We start from the raw sequence: 17,438 nt of genomic DNA on the forward strand, positions 1-17,438 counted from the left end.
TTTTGGGTCAACGGGTAACGACAAACCTCGAAAGCGCAAGCCGGCGGGGGTTGCTCGGGGTGTGGAACAAGCCATCTATCAACTTATCCAGCGTTATCCCCGTTATGGCTTTGGAAAGATCGCCGTCAAGCGTGGTCGGCTTATGGGCTCGATTGTCAACCAGAAAAAGGCCCGTCAAAGCATGCAGCACAAAGCTTGGACCTTGTCTCAACGTCGTCGAGGCATGCGGCCTCGTGTTTAAAAGAAACCCTCGGTGGCAGAAGGTCCCCATGAGCGGTGGGCAACGGATATGACCCACTTTTTCTGCTCGGATTCCGGGTGGTGTCATGTGGTTGCCGTGATCGACTGTTGGAACCGGGAGATTGTGGGTTATCGAATCAGCCGGCGACAAAACGCCAAGGTGGCGGAAGGGGCTTTGGAAGATGCGCTCATTCGCCGATTTGGACACAATAAAGCCGCCTCCCAGGGGCTTGCCCTCAGAAGTGACAACGGGCTCGTCTTCACGTCGAAACGTTATCTCAAACTGCTGCGTGCGTGGGGTCTGCGCCCCGAATACATCACCCCCTACACTCCTCAGCAAAACGGAATGATCGAGCGGTTCATGAGAACGCTCAAAGAGGAGTGTATCTGGCTCAACCTGTTTTCGTCCTTTGATGAGGCCAAGGCGATCATCGAGGGCTGGATCCGAGAATACAACACCGAGAGGCCGCACCAAGAGTTGGGATACATGAGCCCGGTTGAGTATCGTCATAAACTCGCCGCTTAGCCGGCGAAACGAACGCGATGGCTCTATCGCTTTTTCCTTAGGGAACCGCCCCAGTAAAGGCATTGCCGGAGCGCAACGGCCTTGACAACCCGAAGGGCTTGCCGGCTTTGGGCCTGGTATACTGGAAAAAGGACACAGGCTAAATCCCAACGCCTTTTCCTCAGTGCAACCGCCAAAACCGCCTTCCACGCTTCAGGCCCAAAGCCGGTTGTCAAGGCCTGGAGCGAAGGCCAAAGGGTCACCTCTCATTGCTCTTGATGCGAACCAAACAAGCCGAGAGCACCGCGTTGGCAATAACGCAAATTTTGGTCTTGATTCCTAGGGGTCATTACAGGACAAACATCGAGCTCTGAAGGGGCTCCACAGGGTTTCATACCAAAAGAGAGTCAAAGGCATACCATGAACACACCGCGCCTTCTGGTCCTCACCTCCACGTTTCCTCGATGGCAGCAAGACTGGGAGCCTCGCTTCGTCTATGATCTTTGCCGGCGCCTTGCCGAAACCTTCGAGGTGCATGTGGTCGCACCCCACGCCCGTGGGGCCAGGCGGCATGAGCGCATGGACGGCATGGAGGTCCATAGGTTTTGTTACTTTCCGGAGAGACTTCAGGACCTCGCCTACCAGGGTGGGATGCTGGAAAAGATAAAGAAGAAGCCCTGGATACTTATGCAGGTGCCTTTCTTTTTTGCAGCACAGATCTCCCTCGTCCGCCGGCTGACGCGAGACATGCCATTTCACGTCCTGCACGCCCATTGGATTCTCCCGCAAGGGCTCTGTGCCGTGCTTGCCCAGATGGGCCGGCGTCGTCAGGTGCCCATTTTGTGCACGAGTCACGGCGGCGACCTCTTCGGTTTGCGAGGCCGTCTTTTTGATGCTGTTCGTCGCTGGGTTTTGGATCGCTCGGCTGCGGTCACCGTGGTTAGCCGCGCCATGGCGGAAAGGATCCGAGCGTCCGGACTCACAACCCCATGCCACGTGATTCCCATGGGAACGGATCTCACCACGCTTTTTTCCCCGGATCCAAACACACCGCGGCGAAAGGCCGTCATCCTTTTTGTGGGAAGGCTTGTGGAAAAGAAGGGGGTGCGCTACCTTCTCGACGCCTTTGGCCATGTCCGACAGGAAATTCCCGATGCCGAGCTCTGGATTGTGGGTTCCGGTCCCGAGGAAGCGTTCTTGAAAAGCTACGCGGCTTCCATCGCTCCGGTGCGTTCCTCGGATTCCCGCAATCGACCCATGAACCTTTTGGATTTTCCGGCAACCCCTGGCCATATCACCTTTTTCGGACCGGTGCCCCACCGGGATCTTCCGGCATTTTACCGTACGGCCACTCTGACGGTGGTTCCTTCCGTGGTAGCCCGAAGCGGCGACCAGGAGGGCTTGGGGCTCGTCCTGGTGGAAGCCATGGGCTGCGGCTGTCCTGTCATCGCCTCAGATCTTCCCGCCATCCGCGACGTCATCCGCCCCGGCGAAACGGGTCTGCTCGTTTCACCTGGAAACACACTCGCCCTGGCCGAGGCCATCTCTAACTTTCTTAACAACCCCGAATTAATGAAAGCGCTCTCTACCAAGGGGCGTCATCGGGCGTCTGCCCATTTTGACTGGAATCATGTAAAGGAACAGTACACTCGGCTATTCACGGAAGTCATTGGAGAATTTTCTATCATTTCATGGGAAAATTCAGAGAACCGGGGGCGATAAGTCTTTTCTTGGAAAAGCGCCAGCCGCGACATTTGATCGCGCCTCGCGGCTCTGCTCCAGACCCAAATGGAAAGCGCCTTGTCCGAAAGGACCTTTGGCAAAGCTCACTAATGGAGAAGACATCTTTGGTAAGGCTCTAAAGTCAACGAATCGAACCGAAAAACTTCCAGAAAGACCTTCATCGCAAAGAGTTTTAAGTTGTTTGTATGAGGAATCCATGAACGACGAGAGGCAACGAAAACCCCACGCCGTGCTGGACCTTTCAAGCCACCATAAAAAAGCTGAGAAAATAGAGCGTCTTTTAGGGCTCGAACATGGCCACAAGAACCTGCGACTTCTGGAAATCGGCACCGGATCGGGGGGGATCGCGCACTATTTCGCCCATCACCCGAGCCGGTGCTTCCAGGTCGTCGCCGTGGACGTTGTGGATCAGCGTCGAGTGCACGATGGATACATTTTCCAGCGCGTCTCCGGCACGGATCTACCTTATCCAGACAGCAGTTTCGATATTGTTCTCAGCAATCACGTGATTGAGCACGTGGGGGACACTTCTGCACAGCTTGCCCATTTGCAAGAGATGCATCGAGTGATGAAGCCGACTGGTGTTGGGTACCTGGCAACTCCCAACCGTTGGATGATGATAGAGCCACATTACCGTTTGGCCTTCTTGAGCTGGCTCCCAAAACGACTCAGAAGCCCCTACCTGCGCCTCTGGCAGCGAGGAGACAATTATGACTGCGAGCCCCTTTCCGTGTCCGCATTGGAAAATCTTCTGAGACAAGCCCAATTTACGTGGGAACATCTGGAGGTACCCGCTCTTCGCGCGCTGGCAACCCTCGAGCAGCCGTCGCCAATACTGCGCTTTCTATCACGCCTGCCCGATTGGTTGCTATGTTGGTTACAGCCGCTGAGCCCCACATTGATTTGTCGGTTGGCAAAGCCCCAAAAAGGAATCGGAATGATGGAGGTGTTTCCGTGAGTCGGCAACCTGCCGTGTGGTTCCCAACCATCCGCTGCGGTACCGGTACCGACGTTTTCACTGTCCGTCTTGCCGAGGGTTTGAGAAAGCTTGGTCTTCGAGCCGAGATAAGCTGGCTGCCCCATCGGGCCGAATACGCCCCATGGACGGTGCGTATACCCAAACCGCCGTCCTGGGCCAACCTCGTTCATATCAATTCCTGGCTGCATCCACGCTTTGTGCCCAAAAGGCTTCCCCTCATCGTAACGGTCCATCACAGTATCCATGACCCTGCGCAAAGGCCGTATAAAAACTTCCCACGGCACGTGTATCACCGCCACTGGATAAGACCCATTGAAGGTGCGAACATGGCGAGGGCGGAGGCCGTTGTCGCGGTCAGTCACTTTGTGGCCGGGCAGATTCGAGTCCTTTTTGGCCTTCGGAACGTGATGGTCATTCATAACGGCATCGACACCGACCATGTGTTCACCCCATACCTACGCCGCCCAAAACCCCATCGGCCCTTTCGGCTTCTATACGTCGGGAACTGGAAAACGCACAAGGGTGTCGACCTCCTAAAGCCGATCATGGAAACTTTGGGATCAGACTTTGAGCTGCGCTACACCGCAGACCGCGCCGGTGCTCATGTGCGTTATCGGCTGCCCGCAAACACGCGCTGCCTTGGCCGACTCGAGCCGCCGGCGCTGGCCCAAGCCTACCGAGATGCCGACGCCCTGCTTTTCCCCTCCCGCTCGGAAGGACTGGGCCTTGCGGTGATCGAAGCCATGGCCTGCGGCCTACCCGTCATCGCCTCTTCTCTGCCCCCCGTTATGGAAATCATCACCCATGAACGGCATGGTTTGCTCTGCCAGGGACAGGACGTAGCAGCGTTTTGTCAGGCAGCGCGGCGGCTGCGCAAAGATGTCGAGCTTTGGAAGGCCCTACGGTTCGCTGCGCGCCAAACAGCGGAAAAGCATTTTTCGCTGGAAAAACAGGTGGCCGCCTATTGTGCCCTTTATGACCGGGTTCTCGAATCTTCCCCTTTCAGGTGATGGGTGCGAAAGGTTCCAGGAAACGATAAAGCGTGCCGCGGTAGCGGAGTCGCGCGTGACAGAGTGATGTGAGCACGAACCGGTCTTTGGCTGAAACCCCATCGGCAAACGCGGAGCGGGCAAAGCGCCGTGCCACCCAGGGGCCCAGGCCGGCAGCCCGCACGCACGCCAAGAGCCATTGTCGAGCCAAGACCACATAAGCCTCGGGCATCAACTGCTGAGCCAGCGTCCACAGCCATGCCTCGATGGCATCCAGGACGTCTGGACTATGGATTGGTTCCGGATCGCGCAAATGGATGTGGGTAGTTCGCTCTTCTGGTGAGCATACGATCCCCAGTTGACGCAAGTAAGCGTCTCGTACGCGCCTTGCCGACTCCACTTGAACACCCTTGTATTGTCGTGAGACCTGGCGGGCCGAAAGGGTATATTCAAACAAGACTTCGGGTACATTGCCAAAACGCGCCACGGGCGCCAGCTTGACCCACAGCGCATAATCCTCTGCATGCGGAGCATCCGGCGGGTAGCCGCCGACGCGTTCCACCACGTCGCGCCGCATCATGACCGAGGGATGAAGCATGGGCGGCTGAAACAGGAGTTCCATGCGTATTCTTGAATCCTCGCAAGGCGGCCTGGCAACCGATCGGCCCAATGCGCTTCTCCTCCGGTACCACGTTCCGGCCACGTCAACTTTCTGCGCCCTCATCCACGCCAGCTGCCGTGCCAGCCGCTGCGGATGGCTCCAATCATCGTCATCCATTCGCGCGAGCCATCGCCCGCGGCTGCTGGCAATCAGCGTGTTGAGTGCATCCGCCAGTCCCTTGGAAACTTCCCTTCTCTGCCATCGAATCCGTCGATCCTCGCTGCTCAGGCGTTCTAGTAGCCTCGGCGTCTCATCCTGCGACCCGTCGTCCAGGACAAGAATTTCCAGTTCTCGCCAGGTTTGCGCTTGAATGCTGGCCATAGCGCGGCCGAGCATTCGGGCTCGGTTTCGCGTCGGCAACATCACCGAAATCAGCCCCACCGAATACCCTCCTTGATCACCTGCCGCAATAAACTCTCCCATTGTGGCAGTATGCGCTCCTCTGTATAGTAGCTTGCCCGAAGACGTGCTTTAGCGGAAAGATCCCAACGTAGGTTAGCATCGCCAAACAGCCGGGCCAGCGCCGCCTGAAAGGCGCCCTCATCCTCGGCGGGTGTGAGCAGGCCGAACGCCCCGTTCTGCAAAACTTCCCTAAGGCCGCCCGGGCAATCCATGGCCACGCATGGTAAACCGGCTTTCATGGCTTCCATCAAAGCCAGAGGAAGACCCTCGTAGCGTGAACACAAGGCAAAGATCTGTGCATGACAAAGCCATGGCCAAGGGTTGGCGACGTGTCCGGGAAGGAATGCGCTTGATTCAACGCCTAAGTCTAGAATCAATTCCTGCAGCTTGACGCGCTCAGGACCTTCACCCACAATGACCAAATGGTGATCAATGCCCTGCCCACGAAGTGCTGCATGAGCCCGGATCAGGCGGTGGAACGCTTTTTGTCCACACAACCGTCCAACGCCGATGAGCACCGGTTTGCTGTACATCTGCGAGTCAGGTGGACCTTCGGTTGGAGGTGGTGGGGGTTTTTCGAGGAAATTTTCGATCACATGCCAACGCGCGCCCGAAGGCCGGACACCCAAAGCCTGCTGCAGGGAATCCAGCGCACCATAGGACGGGAAGACAACATCACGCGTTCGGCGATAGACCCACCGACTGATGAGACGATCCAACGGACCGGCCGCGTATTGATGGGGTCCAAAAGCGATGTGCGTCCAACTGATGAACGGGCGTCGGGCAAGTCGGGCAGCAAGATAGCCATAATTTGTCGCCGCATATTCCATTCCTGCGATCACCAGATCGGCCCGGCGCGCCAGAGCCGCCAGCCGCAAGGGCAAAAACGCCTTGTCCAAAAGATCCTTAGCGCGGAGAAAACGCCAGGGAACTCCAACGCGATACGACTCCTTGATAAGCGGCACATTCGGCCTTTCAAATAGAACCGCCGCCTCAACAGGCCACCCACGGCGAGCCAGAGCACGCAACACCCGCGGATTCATGAATTGAGCCCCACCGACGCTGAGGTCGGGAAGAACGAACAGGAGATGTGGATTCATTTCTGCGCCACCACGATGAGGTTGGGATCAAAAACCTGCGGCCTGGCAAAGTCGGCAAGCAGATAAATCACTCGATGGAAAAAGTTATTGAGACGCCAGCGAAGGCGATTCAATACTCGAAAAAGTGCGCGATGCCGTGTGCGCATCGACCAAAACAGGCGGGGGCCTGACACTGGAAAACCATGCGCTCGGGGGCAAAGCCGGCGGCTTCGAGCAGCTGCATGAAGGAAAATTCCGTAAACGGGGTGATGTGGGTAAAATCCAAGGCCATATGGTAAGCGCCGATAGCAGCTGCCAAATTGGGAACCCTTAAGCTGACGCGCCCCTCTTGGGCGAGCACGCGATGAATTTCACGTAGCACTTCCAAAACACAGTCGCGGGGCAGGTGTTCCAGCACATCGTGGCAAAAAAATTACGGTATAAGTCTCGTTCGGAACTTCCTTCAGCCAGACGCGAAGATCGGCCTCAATGAGGCGCACGGTTTCGGGTAGCCTTTGCTGCGCCACGGCAAGAAGCTCAGAGGACACGTCCACGCCGGTCAGCTTCGTATAGCCCACCCGGCGCAGCGCTTCCAATAAATGACCTTGAGCGCAGCCCAGATCAAGAATACTAGCTTCTTTGGGAATTTCGGAAAAGCAGGAGGGCAGCCGGTCACGCCTGAGTTTTTCCGGATCATCGGGCAAACGCTCCCGAAAGGCCATGCGATCGTCATGACGGGCATATCGGGCGAATAGCTCAAATGTGAAATCACTCATTCTGGATCCCCAGGCCGTATATTCTTCTTTTTTATCATCTGTCATTTTGGATTGAAGAGTGTCTGCTTATCCCATAAGTTTTACCTAGCAAGAAAGCAGCTAGCATCAAGGTCATGAACAGTTCTGATGCATACGTCGCCGCCGCTGCCCCTCGCCAACTCCACAAGGGTATCCACCAAATGGTCAAAGCCACGTTCACCAGAGCGCCGGCCCCCGCTGTCATCATGCCCAAACGCTGGGCGTCTCCGGCGATCACGGTGTAGTTAAGGAGCTGACGCGGCAACCCTGCCAAGGGCAGCCAGGCAAGCCATTGCGTCGCTGGAACGGCGCCGGCATAGTCCGAGCCCAAGAAATGAGGAATCAAAGGAGCGGCCAAAGAGATCGCGGCTCCAACGGTCAAAGCATAGGCGAAGGACGGCCAAAGCAGCGGCACGATTGCCCGCAAAGCGGAACGCATGCTTTCCGCGCCGGCCTTAAAAAGCCGGGGAGCGGCGGCATCCAGCAAGGCATGGAGGGGCAAGAGAGCCAAGTCCACAAAGCGATAGCCTGCAGAATAGGTTCCTGTGACCTCAAGAGATGCCATCCTGGCCAAGAGGAACTTGTCCGCATCGATGTAAAGCTTGTTCGCTCCGCCCCAAAAGGAAAACGGGAGGCCGTTGGAGATATACGGCAACAGAGCCCGGCGGCCCGGCCATGAAGGCGGGCCCAGATCCCGGGTCACGCGGTACGCGGCATAAACCGCCGCCGACAGCGAACCTGCCGCATAAAGCCATCCCCACAGGATCAGGCGGTCGGTTAAGGGATTCCACAAGACGACGAGTCCCAACACGACCGCCGCCGCCAAACGGGCCACCACCGGCGCCACAAACAGCCGGGCCGAGCGCCCCATTCGCTCAAAGCCTCGATAGGCAAAGGAGGCGGCGTTAGCCAATGGCCAGAAGAGCAGCTCTCCAAGGCCCAGGCTCACCACCAGCACGGAAGGAACCTTTGACAACAGCAACCGTGCGCTCACGCCGTAAAATAGGATGACGGGCACGATGCCCACAGCCAGTGCCGCTAGGGTCAAGCCCCAGCTTGAAGAAAAAATGCTTGAGTCACGGGCCACATCCCGAACGAGGAGGACGTGCCCGCCTAAACCGCAAAAATTAACCCACACCCCCGCCACGGCCAACGCCGCGCTGAAGGCGCCATAGCCTTCGCTGCCCAGAGTGCGGACGACAATCAAGAACACGAATGCCTGAGCGAGCCCGCGCAACGCCATGCCCGTTCCCAGGACCATCGTATTTTTGGCCAGCCGCCCCGGTCGCCAACGCTTCGCAGAAATCATTGCCATCATTCCCAAGGCAAGCCATCTCGGCTTGCCATGGTATCTTTAATGACCTTGTCACATTTCATGGCTTCGTTGCTTTCTACCCCCCACATGAAGCCCGAGCCCGCTCGAACATCACTCAAGCCTAAAAGGCCACGGAATTTTCGAGGCAAAGATCACGCCGACCCTGCACAAAACCCTTTGGAGCTTGTCCGTGAATCCGTCTCATCGGATCAAGAAGTCTGTCCCGAAATTGCTTATGTTGGAGCGGAGCACGGCGTGATGAGGGTGTCCGCCAAGCCACCGAGCCCGATTTCATCCAAAAAGAACCGAGCCTTGCAGCGCACCGACGGAACCGAGCCGAAAACGCATTCCCGAACAAGCTCCTCAGGCCTAAGGACGCCTTTTCCGCTACAACTGGACCTTCCTAATCAACGAATTAGACCCGGGGTCGAAAACCTTCTTTTCCAGTTCACGCAATCCCTGCGGTCCATGCCCCTGCACGAGTATCCATCGCGTGCCCACTCCTTCGACACTCACCCAACATGCCCATGAAGAAGGGACGCGGCTGCACACCCTCATCGTTTCTTCCAGTGCTCTCAAAAAGTGAAACGTAAAAGTCTGTTCTGAGCCATGCTTGCACCCCATGCCGCCAGATCAGCCGCCGTCGCTGATGCGATCGTAGCGGAGTTGGGTGATTTGTTCGCTGATAAGGCCCATCATAAACAGGAGAATGGCGGCGATGAGCAGAAGGGCCGACATGTTGGTGAAGCGATGGCTCGTTATGTAGGTGTAGGCGTAGTTGGCTAGGCCTAGCAGGAAGAAGGAGCCGCTTACGGGAAGAAAGATGCGCAAGGGAGAGAAGAGCGTGGAAATCTTTAGAATGATCAGAAAGAAGCGCACGCCGTCTCGAAGGGGCTTGATTTTGCTTCTCCCTTGTCGTTTTTGGGCCTGGATAGGCACGTAGCACACCGAACGACCGCTTCTTAGATAGGCCATGGTGAGGGTGGTCGGATAGGAAAAGGTGTTGGGCAAAAGGTAGAGGTAGCGGAGGACCGTTTCCCGGTCCACCACGCGGTACCCAGATGTCAGATCCTTGACGGGGAATTTGGTGGTGTAGCGGGCCAGCATATTGTAAGCGGTATTGGCCAGACGGCGAAAGGTATTGGCATGGCTTCTGGGATCGCGGGCCCCCACGACCATATCGTATTTTTGCGCTGCTTCCAGAAGCCGGGGAAGGTCTGCCGGATCGTGCTGTCCGTCGCCGTCCATGAGTACGACTTTGTCGCGAGACGCGATGCGAATGCCGGTTTTGACAGCCGCACCGTTCCCGATGTTGTAGGGATGTGACCACACGTAGGCTCCCGCACGCTTGGCCTCTTCGGCCGTGCGGTCCCGAGACCCATCGTCCACCACGATCACTTCCGCCTCGGGAAGTACCTCCAGAATCCTGGAGATGGTTCGGGCAATGGCCCCTTCTTCGTGATAGGCCGGAATGACCACCGAGACATCCGCCCCTTTTGCCACCACGATGACTCCCTTTTGCTGAATTCTGCGTCACCGGTTCTCAAAGCAACAGATGGGCCAAAATCCACCCAGCCGAGCGCCGTCCCCCTCCGCAGGTTTGCAATACCCTTGGCTCCTTTGTCTTGGGAGTCAAGCACGGAACGACGTCGCCCATCATTTCCGCGAAGCTTGTCTCCAGATCGAATGGGGGCGGGCGGTTATCGCCGGCCGAATATCATAAATCCCCGCGCCCCGCCCACGCAGGGAAAGGCCCTGCGAGAGTGGCGAACGGAAATTGATGGAAAACGAAATAGCCAGGTGAGGTAAAGCTCCCGAAAAGGGAAGTTTTCGAAGGAGCCCCTCTTAAATGCGGCCCTTTTCTCTATCGCACACAATGCGGGAGGACGCCCGCGCTCCCAGGAAAAACACTTTTGGGGAACCCTTCCGGAAGTCATCCTTTCTTTTGACTCTTGTTCAAACCCTGTGCTAGTCACAGGGGCGCTTGAACGGCACAAAAGCTGAAACGGAGAAAACGGAGTCGCTCCATGAACGCCCCACCCGCCTCCACGCCCATACCCCGCAAAGGCTACCTCTTGGTCATTTTGGCGGCCGTGCTGTGGGCCGTTTCCGGATCCGCCGGAAAGTATTTGTTTAACCACGGGGTCACCCCCTACCAGGTGGTGCAGATGCGCGTCACCCTAGCAGCCGTTCTTCTTTTCCTGTGGCTGGCCGCGCGGGACCGCCGAAAGCTTCGCATTGCGCCGCGCGATATCTTCTATTTCATGATTCTTGGCATCACCGGCCTTGCCATGGTGCAGTTTACCTACTTTTACACCATCAGCAAGATCAAGGTGGCCGCGGCCATCCTCCTCGAGTACCTGGCTCCGATTCTCATCGCCATGTATTCCGTAATCGTCGCTCGGGAAAAGCTCACCTGGCCCACGGCGGTGGCCGTAACTGCCGCAACTCTGGGCTGTTACCTGGTGGTGGGCGGCTACAACTTGGATCTTTTCAACATGAACAAGGCAGGCCTTCTGAGCGGCCTGGCGTCCGCGGTCAGCTTCGCCTGGTACTCGGTGCACGGCGAACATGGCATGCGCCGCTACAGCCCTTGGACTGTGCTTTTTTACGCGTTCCTTTTTGCGGCCCTTTTCTGGAACAGCGCCCACCCACCCCTGGAAGCCTTTCGCCACGCTTACGCCCCCATGGAATGGGTCTGGATTCTCTACATCGCCATTCTGGGAACGCTCGTGCCCTTTGGCCTGTATCTATATGGCATCAATCTCATACGATCCACCCGCGCCAGCATCACTGCCACTCTGGAACCCATTACGGCCGGTTTTGTCTCCTACCTCTTCCTGGGGGAAACCCTGGAAGGACTTCAAATAGCCGGCGGATTGTTGGTCATTGGGGCCGTCATTTTGTTGCAAGTGCGTCGGGAGTTTGACGATGCCACGCCGGAGCTTCTGCGGACGCGGCAGCAGCAGGCATCCTGAACCGTGATGCGGCGTCAGCCGGCCAGCGAGGGCCTTGGTCTCGCCACGACGCGAAAACCAGTTTGAATGTTTTAAAAGGCTTTCTGCAGGGAGCACGGGAAGCCCGGTCGTGGCTTTCGCCACTCCTACAGATTCAAAAAGATTCTTTTCCTGCACGCTGAGACATGCTGGCAAGCGGTGGCGCTCTTACAGATGGGGAAAGCCGGAGAGGTGAGAGAGCCCGGAACTTGGCTGGTTACGGGGTCGAACCTGATGAAAAAGGTTACAGACGCATATGGCGCCTCTGATTACTTTCTTGACGGATTTTGGAATTCAGGACGGCTACGTGGCTGCCATGAAGGGCGTGGTGTTGGGGATTGTGCCTGAGGCCCGCCTTGTGGACGTCACGCATCTCATTCCTCCTCAGGACATTCGCTGGGGATCGTACATCCTGAAAAGCTGCTATGCGGAATTTCCCCCAGGGACCATTCATCTGGTGGTGGTGGATCCGGGTGTGGGAACGGACCGGCGGGCCATTGCCGTGCGCACCCCTCGCTATGTTTTGGTCGGCCCGGACAACGGCCTCTTTTCCTATGTCCTCACAGAAGAGCCCTCCGCGGAAGCACGTCTTTTGGAAAACGCCTTTCTTTTTCGGCACACCATCAGTTCTACCTTTCACGGCCGGGACATCTTCGCCCCTGTGGCGGCCCACCTGGCCGCCGGCACACCTTTTGACACCCTGGGCCCCATCGTAAATCCCGTGGTGAGTCCATGGGTACGGCCCACCTTCGCCGCAACTAATCTGGATGGCGAAGTTTTGGGAATCGACCATTTCGGAAATATCGTCACCAACATTCAACGAAAACACCTGGCCGATTGGGCTCAACAAAGCGATTTTGAAATCTTTTTGGAAAACCAAAAAATTCCCGTTTTTGCCTCCACTTATGCTGATGTCCCTACAGGGTACCCTCTTGCCCTTTGGGGCAGCTCGAACCATCTGGAAATTTCCGTCAATCAGGGAAATGCCGCCGCCTTTTACGGGACTCGACCTGGACGAAGAGTTCGCCTAATGCGGCGGGTGTAAGTTCTCTGAAGTCTTCTCAAACCATATTGTTTTTGCCGAGGCTTTTGGTATGGGTAATCGCCACTGGCCAAGACACGGATCGACATGATTTTGCAAGAGACTCCAGGGCTGGCGGGTGAAGCGGGAAGAGTGCGTGAGAATGCGTCAGAAAAGGAAGTTGTTCCTCTCTAAAAGATGCTTAGTTTGATCCATGTGTCATCTTAGTCTAGGACATCAGGTCATTGGATTTTCGAGAAGAAGGAGGAATAGAGTGGAACAGAAAAAGGGACTCGTGTTGGTGGAAGACCTCTATCAGGAGCTGGAGGTTTGGTATCCCCTCCTGAGGCTGCGTGAGGCGGGAGTGCAGGTGGCCACCGTGGCGCCGGAGAAGGGAAAAACGTACAAGAGCAAGCTCGGTTACCCCGTGACGTCCGATTTGGCCGCTGACCAGGTATTCGCTGCCGAGTGGGACGCGGTGATTATTCCGGGTGGCTATGCTCCGGACCTCATGCGCCGTCATGCTCCCATGGTGCGATTGGTCCGTGAGGCCTTTGAAGCCGGCAAGGTGGTCGCCGCCATTTGCCATGGAGGTTGGATGCTGGCTTCGGCCAATATCCTCAAAGGGAGAAAAGCCACCTGTTTTTTTGCGATCCGTGATGACCTGGTGCACGCAGGCGCCGAGTACCTGGATCAGGAGGTAGTCGTTGATGAAAACCTCATCACTTCACGCACTCCCGACGACTTGCCGGCGTTCATGAAGGCGGTGCTGGAAAGGATCTAATCTGCGGGCTTCCCCATAACGGGTTGCATTCACAGATACTGTCGATCCTAAGAAAAGTCAAAACGCCTGGGGTGTCACAGGGGACCAGGGCAACAGTTTCATGTGTCCACATTTAGCGACCAGCCGAAAAGCTCTTGTTGTCCTCGCCACACGGTGAGAAATGCGCGGGCCGTCCAGCAAGAAAAATTCAAGTTCCTGATCGAGAACGCCGACGAGGAAAGCGAAGGGGTCAACGAAAGACGCGGGCGTGGGGACGTGAAAGCGGCTTGCACTCCTACCTCTTTACGACGCCTCCGACCGTGCTTAAGATATCGTTGCGTACAAAACAACCCCAAGGAGGCGGACATGAATAAAAACAACGCTCCCGAGACGCAGCTCGATTTGCTCAAAGGAACCGAGATTGCCAAAGAGGGGCTTCAGGCTCATGAGGTTGTCGAATCGGCCAAGGCGCCCACTCCGTCCGTGGACAAGGACGCGACGGCCCATGCGGAAAGTGATGTGCAGGACAAGAAACTGCAGGAACGAATCGAACGTAGCATGGACGCCATCAAGCAATTCATTCGGAACATCGACATCAACAGTCTGTGATTCGCCTTTCCGCGGACGAGCCAAGCTCCTCGGCCATCATTGGTGCGAGGGGCTTTTTTCGTGCTTCCCGCACCGATGATCCTTGTTGCCGCACAGCCCTTTGTGATAGAAGCCCGAGGCGATGGGCTTGGCGTCCATAACGCGCCACATTGAGGAATCCACGAGATACGGCGCGCTTGGTTCGATCATTGCCAGCTTCTTCCTATGGCCGTGAGGGTAACAACAAGGATAGCCAATGGACATCTTTTCCGCCATCGCCCTAGGAATCCTCCAGGGCATCACCGAATTCCTTCCCGTGAGCAGCTCCGGGCATCTCGTCATCGGGCAGCACCTTTTGGGATGGCGGGAACCCAATGTATTTTTTGATGTGTGCCTTCACGTGGGCACCCTTATCGCCGTGGCTCTGGTGTTTCACCAGGACATCGCGATGCTTGTTCGAGGCGGCCTGAATTGGCTGCGACACCCCTTGAGCGACCATCGTGACGAACGCCAGGAAGCCCGGCGCATCTTTGTCTTGGTGCTCTGGGGTACGATTCCCACTGTGATCATCGGGTTTGCCTGCAAGGACCTCTTTGAGCGCCTGTTTGCCTCGGTCACCGCCGTGGGCTTGAGCTTTCTTGTGACCGGAACCCTTTTGTGGCTGACCCACCGCAGGACATTTTTCTGGGGCATGGGTCCCTTTGACATGCGCTTTCGTCATGCCGTTCTCGTCGGCTTGGTTCAGGGACTGGCCATTACTCCCGGCATTTCCCGTTCAGGAACGACCATAGCCGTGGGGCTTCTTTTAGGATTTCAAAGGGAATGGGCCGGTCGGTATTCGTTTTTGCTTTTCGTGCCGGCGATCTTGGGCGCTGTCACTCTGGGATCTTTGCACTTGAAGGCTATTCCCAATCCCGTCCACCCTGTGTTGTGGGGCACCGTCGCGGCCGCGCTCACAGGCTATTTGGCGTTGCGCTTTCTATTGGCCTTGGTGCGGCGGGGTCGCGTACACCTCTTTGCCCCCTATTGCTGGACGTTGGGACTGGTTTGCCTCGGGCTGAAGCTTCTTGAGCGTGGAAATCCATAGGGTATGACAACACTTTTTCATAATCTGGCCGCGTGGGTGGTGGCCTGGGCTCACACCCCTTACGCTTCGGTGGCTCTGGCCCTCTTGGCCTTTGCGGAATCCAGCTTCTTTCCCATCCCTCCCGATGTGCTTCTCATCTCCTTAGCTCTCATTCAGCCGCGTCACTCCTTTGCCTATGCCATCGTCTGCACGGCCTTTTCCGTGCTGGGCGGCATGGTCGGCTATGCCATTGGCCGCTATGGAGGCCGGCCTCTATTGGAGCGGTTCATGAGCTCGGCCAAGATTCATGCCGTGGAAAGCTATTACCGTCGCTACGATGTGTGGGCTGTGGGCCTCGCCGGCTTCACCCCCATTCCCTACAAGGTGTTCACCATCAGTGCCGGCACGTTTCTCTTGGATTTCAAACGATTCATTCTGGCTTCCTTCGTGGGCCGAGGCGGGCGCTTTTTTCTGGTCGCAGCATTGTTTTATTTCTTTGGCGAGCCCATTGCTGATTTCGTCAACAAATCTTTGAACATGCTCTCGGTCGCCTTTGCCGCGCTCCTTGTAGGAGGATTTGCCTTGATACACCGGTTGTCCAAGCGCTATGGGCAAGGCTCGGCGCGGCCACACTCCGAGCGCATCAGAGAACCCTAAGACCGCAGGAAACTTGTAAGGATAATGGGAGTCAATGCGTTATTTTTGGGTCTCATCGTGGCGGCCATTGGAACGGCTTGGGCTGGGCCCTTGCCTGCCGCACAACCCGCAGACGGCGATTGGCTCATTGTGCACCTCGGCGCCGAACCTGGCACACTGAATCCCATCACGGCCACCGACGCCTATGCGGCCCGGGTGAACGACCTCATCTATGAATCCCTTCTTCGTCGGGATCCTCGCACTCTGGAATTGGTTCCCGTTCTGGCAGAATCGTGGACCATTTCCGAAGACCGCCTGACCTACACGTTTCATCTGCGCAAGGATGTGCGCTGGCAGGACGGCACACCGTTTACAGCCCGAGATGTTTTGTATTCCTTTGAAAGAATTAACGACCCGGCCGTGGACGCTGCGCATCTGCGCAACTACTATCGGGACATCGAAAAACTGGAAATCCTGGACGATCACACGATTCGCTACCGTTACCGCATGCCATATTTTCGTGCTCTAGAGTTCTGCGGCGGTCTTCCCATTGTGCCGTCGCACCTCTTTAAGGAAGGCGACGACTTCAACCAACATCCCATCGGCCGCCATCCTTTGGGAACCGGTCCCTATCGGTTTGTGCGCTGGGAGACGGGCAAGGAAATCGTTTTGGAGCGCCACGAAGGTTACTGGGGCACCAAACCCCACCTCGCTCGCGTGGTCTTCAAGATCATCACGGACAACACCGTGGCCCTGCAAGTGCTCAAAAAGGGCGGACTGGATTTCATGAGCCTTCGACCCATTCAATGGATGAAGCAGACCGGAAGCCCTCGATTTCAGGAACGGTTTCAAAAGTTTAAGTACTATCTTCCGAGCTACACATACATCGGCTGGAATCAGAGGAAACCTTATTTCGAGGATCGGCGCGTGCGCCAGGCCATGACCCTGCTCTTGGACCGCGAAATGATTCTGCAGCGCCTGCTCTTTGGGCTGGGCACCGTGGTGAGCGGCCCTTTTTACGTCCACAGCCCCGAATACAATAAAGCCATCGCGCCGTATCCCTACGACCCTGAGCGGGCTCGAAGGCTGCTCAAGGAAGCCGGCTGGGAAGATCACGACGGGGACGGCCTATTGGACCGCAACGGCACGCCCTTTCGGTTTGAATTCCTCATCTCCGCCGGATCCCTTTTTGCCGAACAATTGGCCACCATTGTGCAGCAGAATCTAAAAAACGTCGGCATTGCCGTGACCATTCGAAAGCTGGAATGGCCTGTTTTCATTCAAAAAATTCAATCTCATGAATTTGATGCCTGCACGTTGGGCTGGAGTCTGGGCTGGGAGACGGACCCGTACCAGCTGTGGCATTCCTCCCAGGCGGACAAGGGATCCAACTTCGTCGGGTTTCGAAACGAGGAAGCGGATCGCCTCATTGAAGAAGCACGCCGGGAATTCGATCCCTTGAAACGGCAAGCCATGTACCACCGTTTCCACGAAATCCTGCATGAAGAACAGCCTTACACGTTTCTGTTCACCACGGAAGCTCTGGTGGCCGTGGACCGGCGTTTTGAAAACGTGAACGTCTATCCCATGGGCCTGGAATTCAGAGAATGGTGGGTGCCGAAGGAAAAACAACGATACCAATAAAGGGTGCGCGTCGGCAC

Annotated in this window: 17 protein-coding genes; 11 read left to right on the top strand and 6 right to left on the bottom strand. The window is 56.6% G+C overall.

The window, feature by feature from the left end; genetic code table 11:
* Nucleotides 1–253 precede the first annotated feature (253 nt).
* The 4 genes from EDC27_RS13340 to EDC27_RS13355 all read left to right on the top strand — a co-directional run bounded on the left by EDC27_RS13340 (nt 254) and on the right by EDC27_RS13355 (nt 4,477).
* Nucleotides 254–766, top strand: coding sequence for an IS3 family transposase (locus EDC27_RS13340; RefSeq protein ID WP_123291124.1), 513 nt, complete (start codon nt 254–256; stop codon nt 764–766).
* Nucleotides 767–1,165: 399 nt separating this feature from the next.
* Nucleotides 1,166–2,467 carry a glycosyltransferase family 4 protein gene (locus EDC27_RS13345; protein ID WP_123291125.1) on the top strand — a complete coding sequence of 434 codons (1,302 nt, stop codon included), beginning with the start codon at nt 1,166–1,168 and terminating at the stop codon, nt 2,465–2,467.
* A gap of 217 nt (nt 2,468–2,684) precedes the next feature.
* Nucleotides 2,685–3,446, top strand: a complete 762-nt coding sequence (locus EDC27_RS13350) for a class I SAM-dependent methyltransferase (protein ID WP_123291126.1) — start codon at nt 2,685–2,687, stop codon at nt 3,444–3,446.
* On the top strand, nt 3,443–4,477 hold the full coding sequence (locus EDC27_RS13355; protein ID WP_211334903.1) for a glycosyltransferase family 4 protein: 1,035 nt from the start codon (nt 3,443–3,445) through the stop codon (nt 4,475–4,477). Before EDC27_RS13350 ends, EDC27_RS13355 begins: the two co-directional genes overlap by 4 nt.
* On the opposite strand, the gene EDC27_RS13360 is transcribed toward EDC27_RS13355, so the two are convergent.
* From EDC27_RS13360 to EDC27_RS13380, 6 genes are all read right to left on the bottom strand, one after another.
* Nucleotides 4,470–5,498, bottom strand: a complete 1,029-nt coding sequence (locus tag EDC27_RS13360; protein WP_170161817.1) for a glycosyltransferase family 2 protein — start codon at nt 5,496–5,498, stop codon at nt 4,470–4,472. The two genes, EDC27_RS13355 and EDC27_RS13360, sit on opposite strands and share 8 nt — an antisense overlap.
* Complete coding sequence (locus EDC27_RS13365; RefSeq protein ID WP_123291129.1) at nt 5,489–6,619, bottom strand: glycosyltransferase; 1,131 nt, start codon at nt 6,617–6,619, stop codon at nt 5,489–5,491. The genes EDC27_RS13360 and EDC27_RS13365 overlap by 10 nt, the downstream gene beginning before the upstream one ends.
* Before the next feature lie 109 nt (nt 6,620–6,728).
* On the bottom strand, nt 6,729–7,016 hold the full coding sequence (locus EDC27_RS15820) for a class I SAM-dependent methyltransferase (protein ID WP_342778661.1): 288 nt from the start codon (nt 7,014–7,016) through the stop codon (nt 6,729–6,731).
* Nucleotides 6,970–7,374 carry a class I SAM-dependent methyltransferase gene (locus tag EDC27_RS13370; protein ID WP_170161818.1) on the bottom strand — a complete coding sequence of 135 codons (405 nt, stop codon included), beginning with the start codon at nt 7,372–7,374 and terminating at the stop codon, nt 6,970–6,972. Before EDC27_RS13370 ends, EDC27_RS15820 begins: the two co-directional genes overlap by 47 nt.
* A 34-nt stretch (nt 7,375–7,408) precedes the next feature.
* On the bottom strand, nt 7,409–8,701 hold the full coding sequence (locus EDC27_RS13375; protein WP_170161819.1) for an oligosaccharide flippase family protein: 1,293 nt from the start codon (nt 8,699–8,701) through the stop codon (nt 7,409–7,411).
* A 639-nt stretch (nt 8,702–9,340) separates the two neighbouring features.
* A complete protein-coding gene (locus tag EDC27_RS13380) occupies nt 9,341–10,213 on the bottom strand; it encodes a glycosyltransferase family 2 protein (protein ID WP_245994578.1) in 873 nt (290 codons plus the stop codon).
* Between the two features lie 521 nt (nt 10,214–10,734).
* Between EDC27_RS13380 and EDC27_RS13385 the strand changes: the two genes are divergently transcribed.
* From EDC27_RS13385 to EDC27_RS13415, 7 genes are all read left to right on the top strand, one after another.
* The gene (locus tag EDC27_RS13385) at nt 10,735–11,685 is read left to right on the top strand and encodes a DMT family transporter (RefSeq protein ID WP_123291132.1); all 951 of its coding nucleotides are present in this window, start codon (nt 10,735–10,737) and stop codon (nt 11,683–11,685) included.
* A gap of 274 nt (nt 11,686–11,959) precedes the next feature.
* Nucleotides 11,960–12,748 (top strand): SAM hydrolase/SAM-dependent halogenase family protein, encoded by a 789-nt coding sequence (locus EDC27_RS13390; RefSeq protein WP_123291133.1) that lies wholly within the window; start codon nt 11,960–11,962, stop codon nt 12,746–12,748.
* Nucleotides 12,749–12,938: 190 nt separating this feature from the next.
* On the top strand, nt 12,939–13,508 hold the full coding sequence (locus EDC27_RS13395; RefSeq protein ID WP_123291134.1) for a type 1 glutamine amidotransferase domain-containing protein: 570 nt from the start codon (nt 12,939–12,941) through the stop codon (nt 13,506–13,508).
* Between the two features lie 345 nt (nt 13,509–13,853).
* A complete protein-coding gene (locus EDC27_RS13400) occupies nt 13,854–14,096 on the top strand; it encodes a hypothetical protein (RefSeq protein ID WP_123291135.1) in 243 nt (80 codons plus the stop codon).
* A 235-nt stretch (nt 14,097–14,331) separates the two neighbouring features.
* Nucleotides 14,332–15,162 carry an undecaprenyl-diphosphate phosphatase gene (locus tag EDC27_RS13405; RefSeq protein ID WP_123291136.1) on the top strand — a complete coding sequence of 277 codons (831 nt, stop codon included), beginning with the start codon at nt 14,332–14,334 and terminating at the stop codon, nt 15,160–15,162.
* 3 nt (nt 15,163–15,165) lie between these two features.
* A complete protein-coding gene (locus EDC27_RS13410) occupies nt 15,166–15,798 on the top strand; it encodes a YqaA family protein (protein WP_123291137.1) in 633 nt (210 codons plus the stop codon).
* 24 nt (nt 15,799–15,822) lie between these two features.
* On the top strand, nt 15,823–17,421 hold the full coding sequence (locus tag EDC27_RS13415) for a peptide-binding protein (protein WP_123291138.1): 1,599 nt from the start codon (nt 15,823–15,825) through the stop codon (nt 17,419–17,421).
* The last annotated feature ends 17 nt before the right edge of the window (nt 17,422–17,438 follow it).

Source organism: Desulfosoma caldarium (assembly GCF_003751385.1).
GTDB lineage: Bacteria > Desulfobacterota > Syntrophobacteria > Syntrophobacterales > DSM-9756 > Desulfosoma > Desulfosoma caldarium.

Coding starts and splice junctions, on each gene's coding strand:
- EDC27_RS13345 (WP_123291125.1), top strand. CDS start 1,166: ATGAACACACCGCGCCTTCTGGTCCTCACCTCCACGTTTCCTCGATGG.
- EDC27_RS13350 (WP_123291126.1), top strand. CDS start 2,685: ATGAACGACGAGAGGCAACGAAAACCCCACGCCGTGCTGGACCTTTCA.
- EDC27_RS13365 (WP_123291129.1), bottom strand. CDS start 6,619: ATGAATCCACATCTCCTGTTCGTTCTTCCCGACCTCAGCGTCGGTGGG.
- EDC27_RS13370 (WP_170161818.1), bottom strand. CDS start 7,374: ATGAGTGATTTCACATTTGAGCTATTCGCCCGATATGCCCGTCATGAC.
- EDC27_RS13375 (WP_170161819.1), bottom strand. CDS start 8,701: ATGATTTCTGCGAAGCGTTGGCGACCGGGGCGGCTGGCCAAAAATACG.
- EDC27_RS13385 (WP_123291132.1), top strand. CDS start 10,735: ATGAACGCCCCACCCGCCTCCACGCCCATACCCCGCAAAGGCTACCTC.
- EDC27_RS13390 (WP_123291133.1), top strand. CDS start 11,960: ATGGCGCCTCTGATTACTTTCTTGACGGATTTTGGAATTCAGGACGGC.
- EDC27_RS13395 (WP_123291134.1), top strand. CDS start 12,939: ATGTGTCATCTTAGTCTAGGACATCAGGTCATTGGATTTTCGAGAAGA.
- EDC27_RS13400 (WP_123291135.1), top strand. CDS start 13,854: ATGAATAAAAACAACGCTCCCGAGACGCAGCTCGATTTGCTCAAAGGA.
- EDC27_RS13405 (WP_123291136.1), top strand. CDS start 14,332: ATGGACATCTTTTCCGCCATCGCCCTAGGAATCCTCCAGGGCATCACC.
- EDC27_RS13410 (WP_123291137.1), top strand. CDS start 15,166: ATGACAACACTTTTTCATAATCTGGCCGCGTGGGTGGTGGCCTGGGCT.
- EDC27_RS13415 (WP_123291138.1), top strand. CDS start 15,823: ATGGGAGTCAATGCGTTATTTTTGGGTCTCATCGTGGCGGCCATTGGA.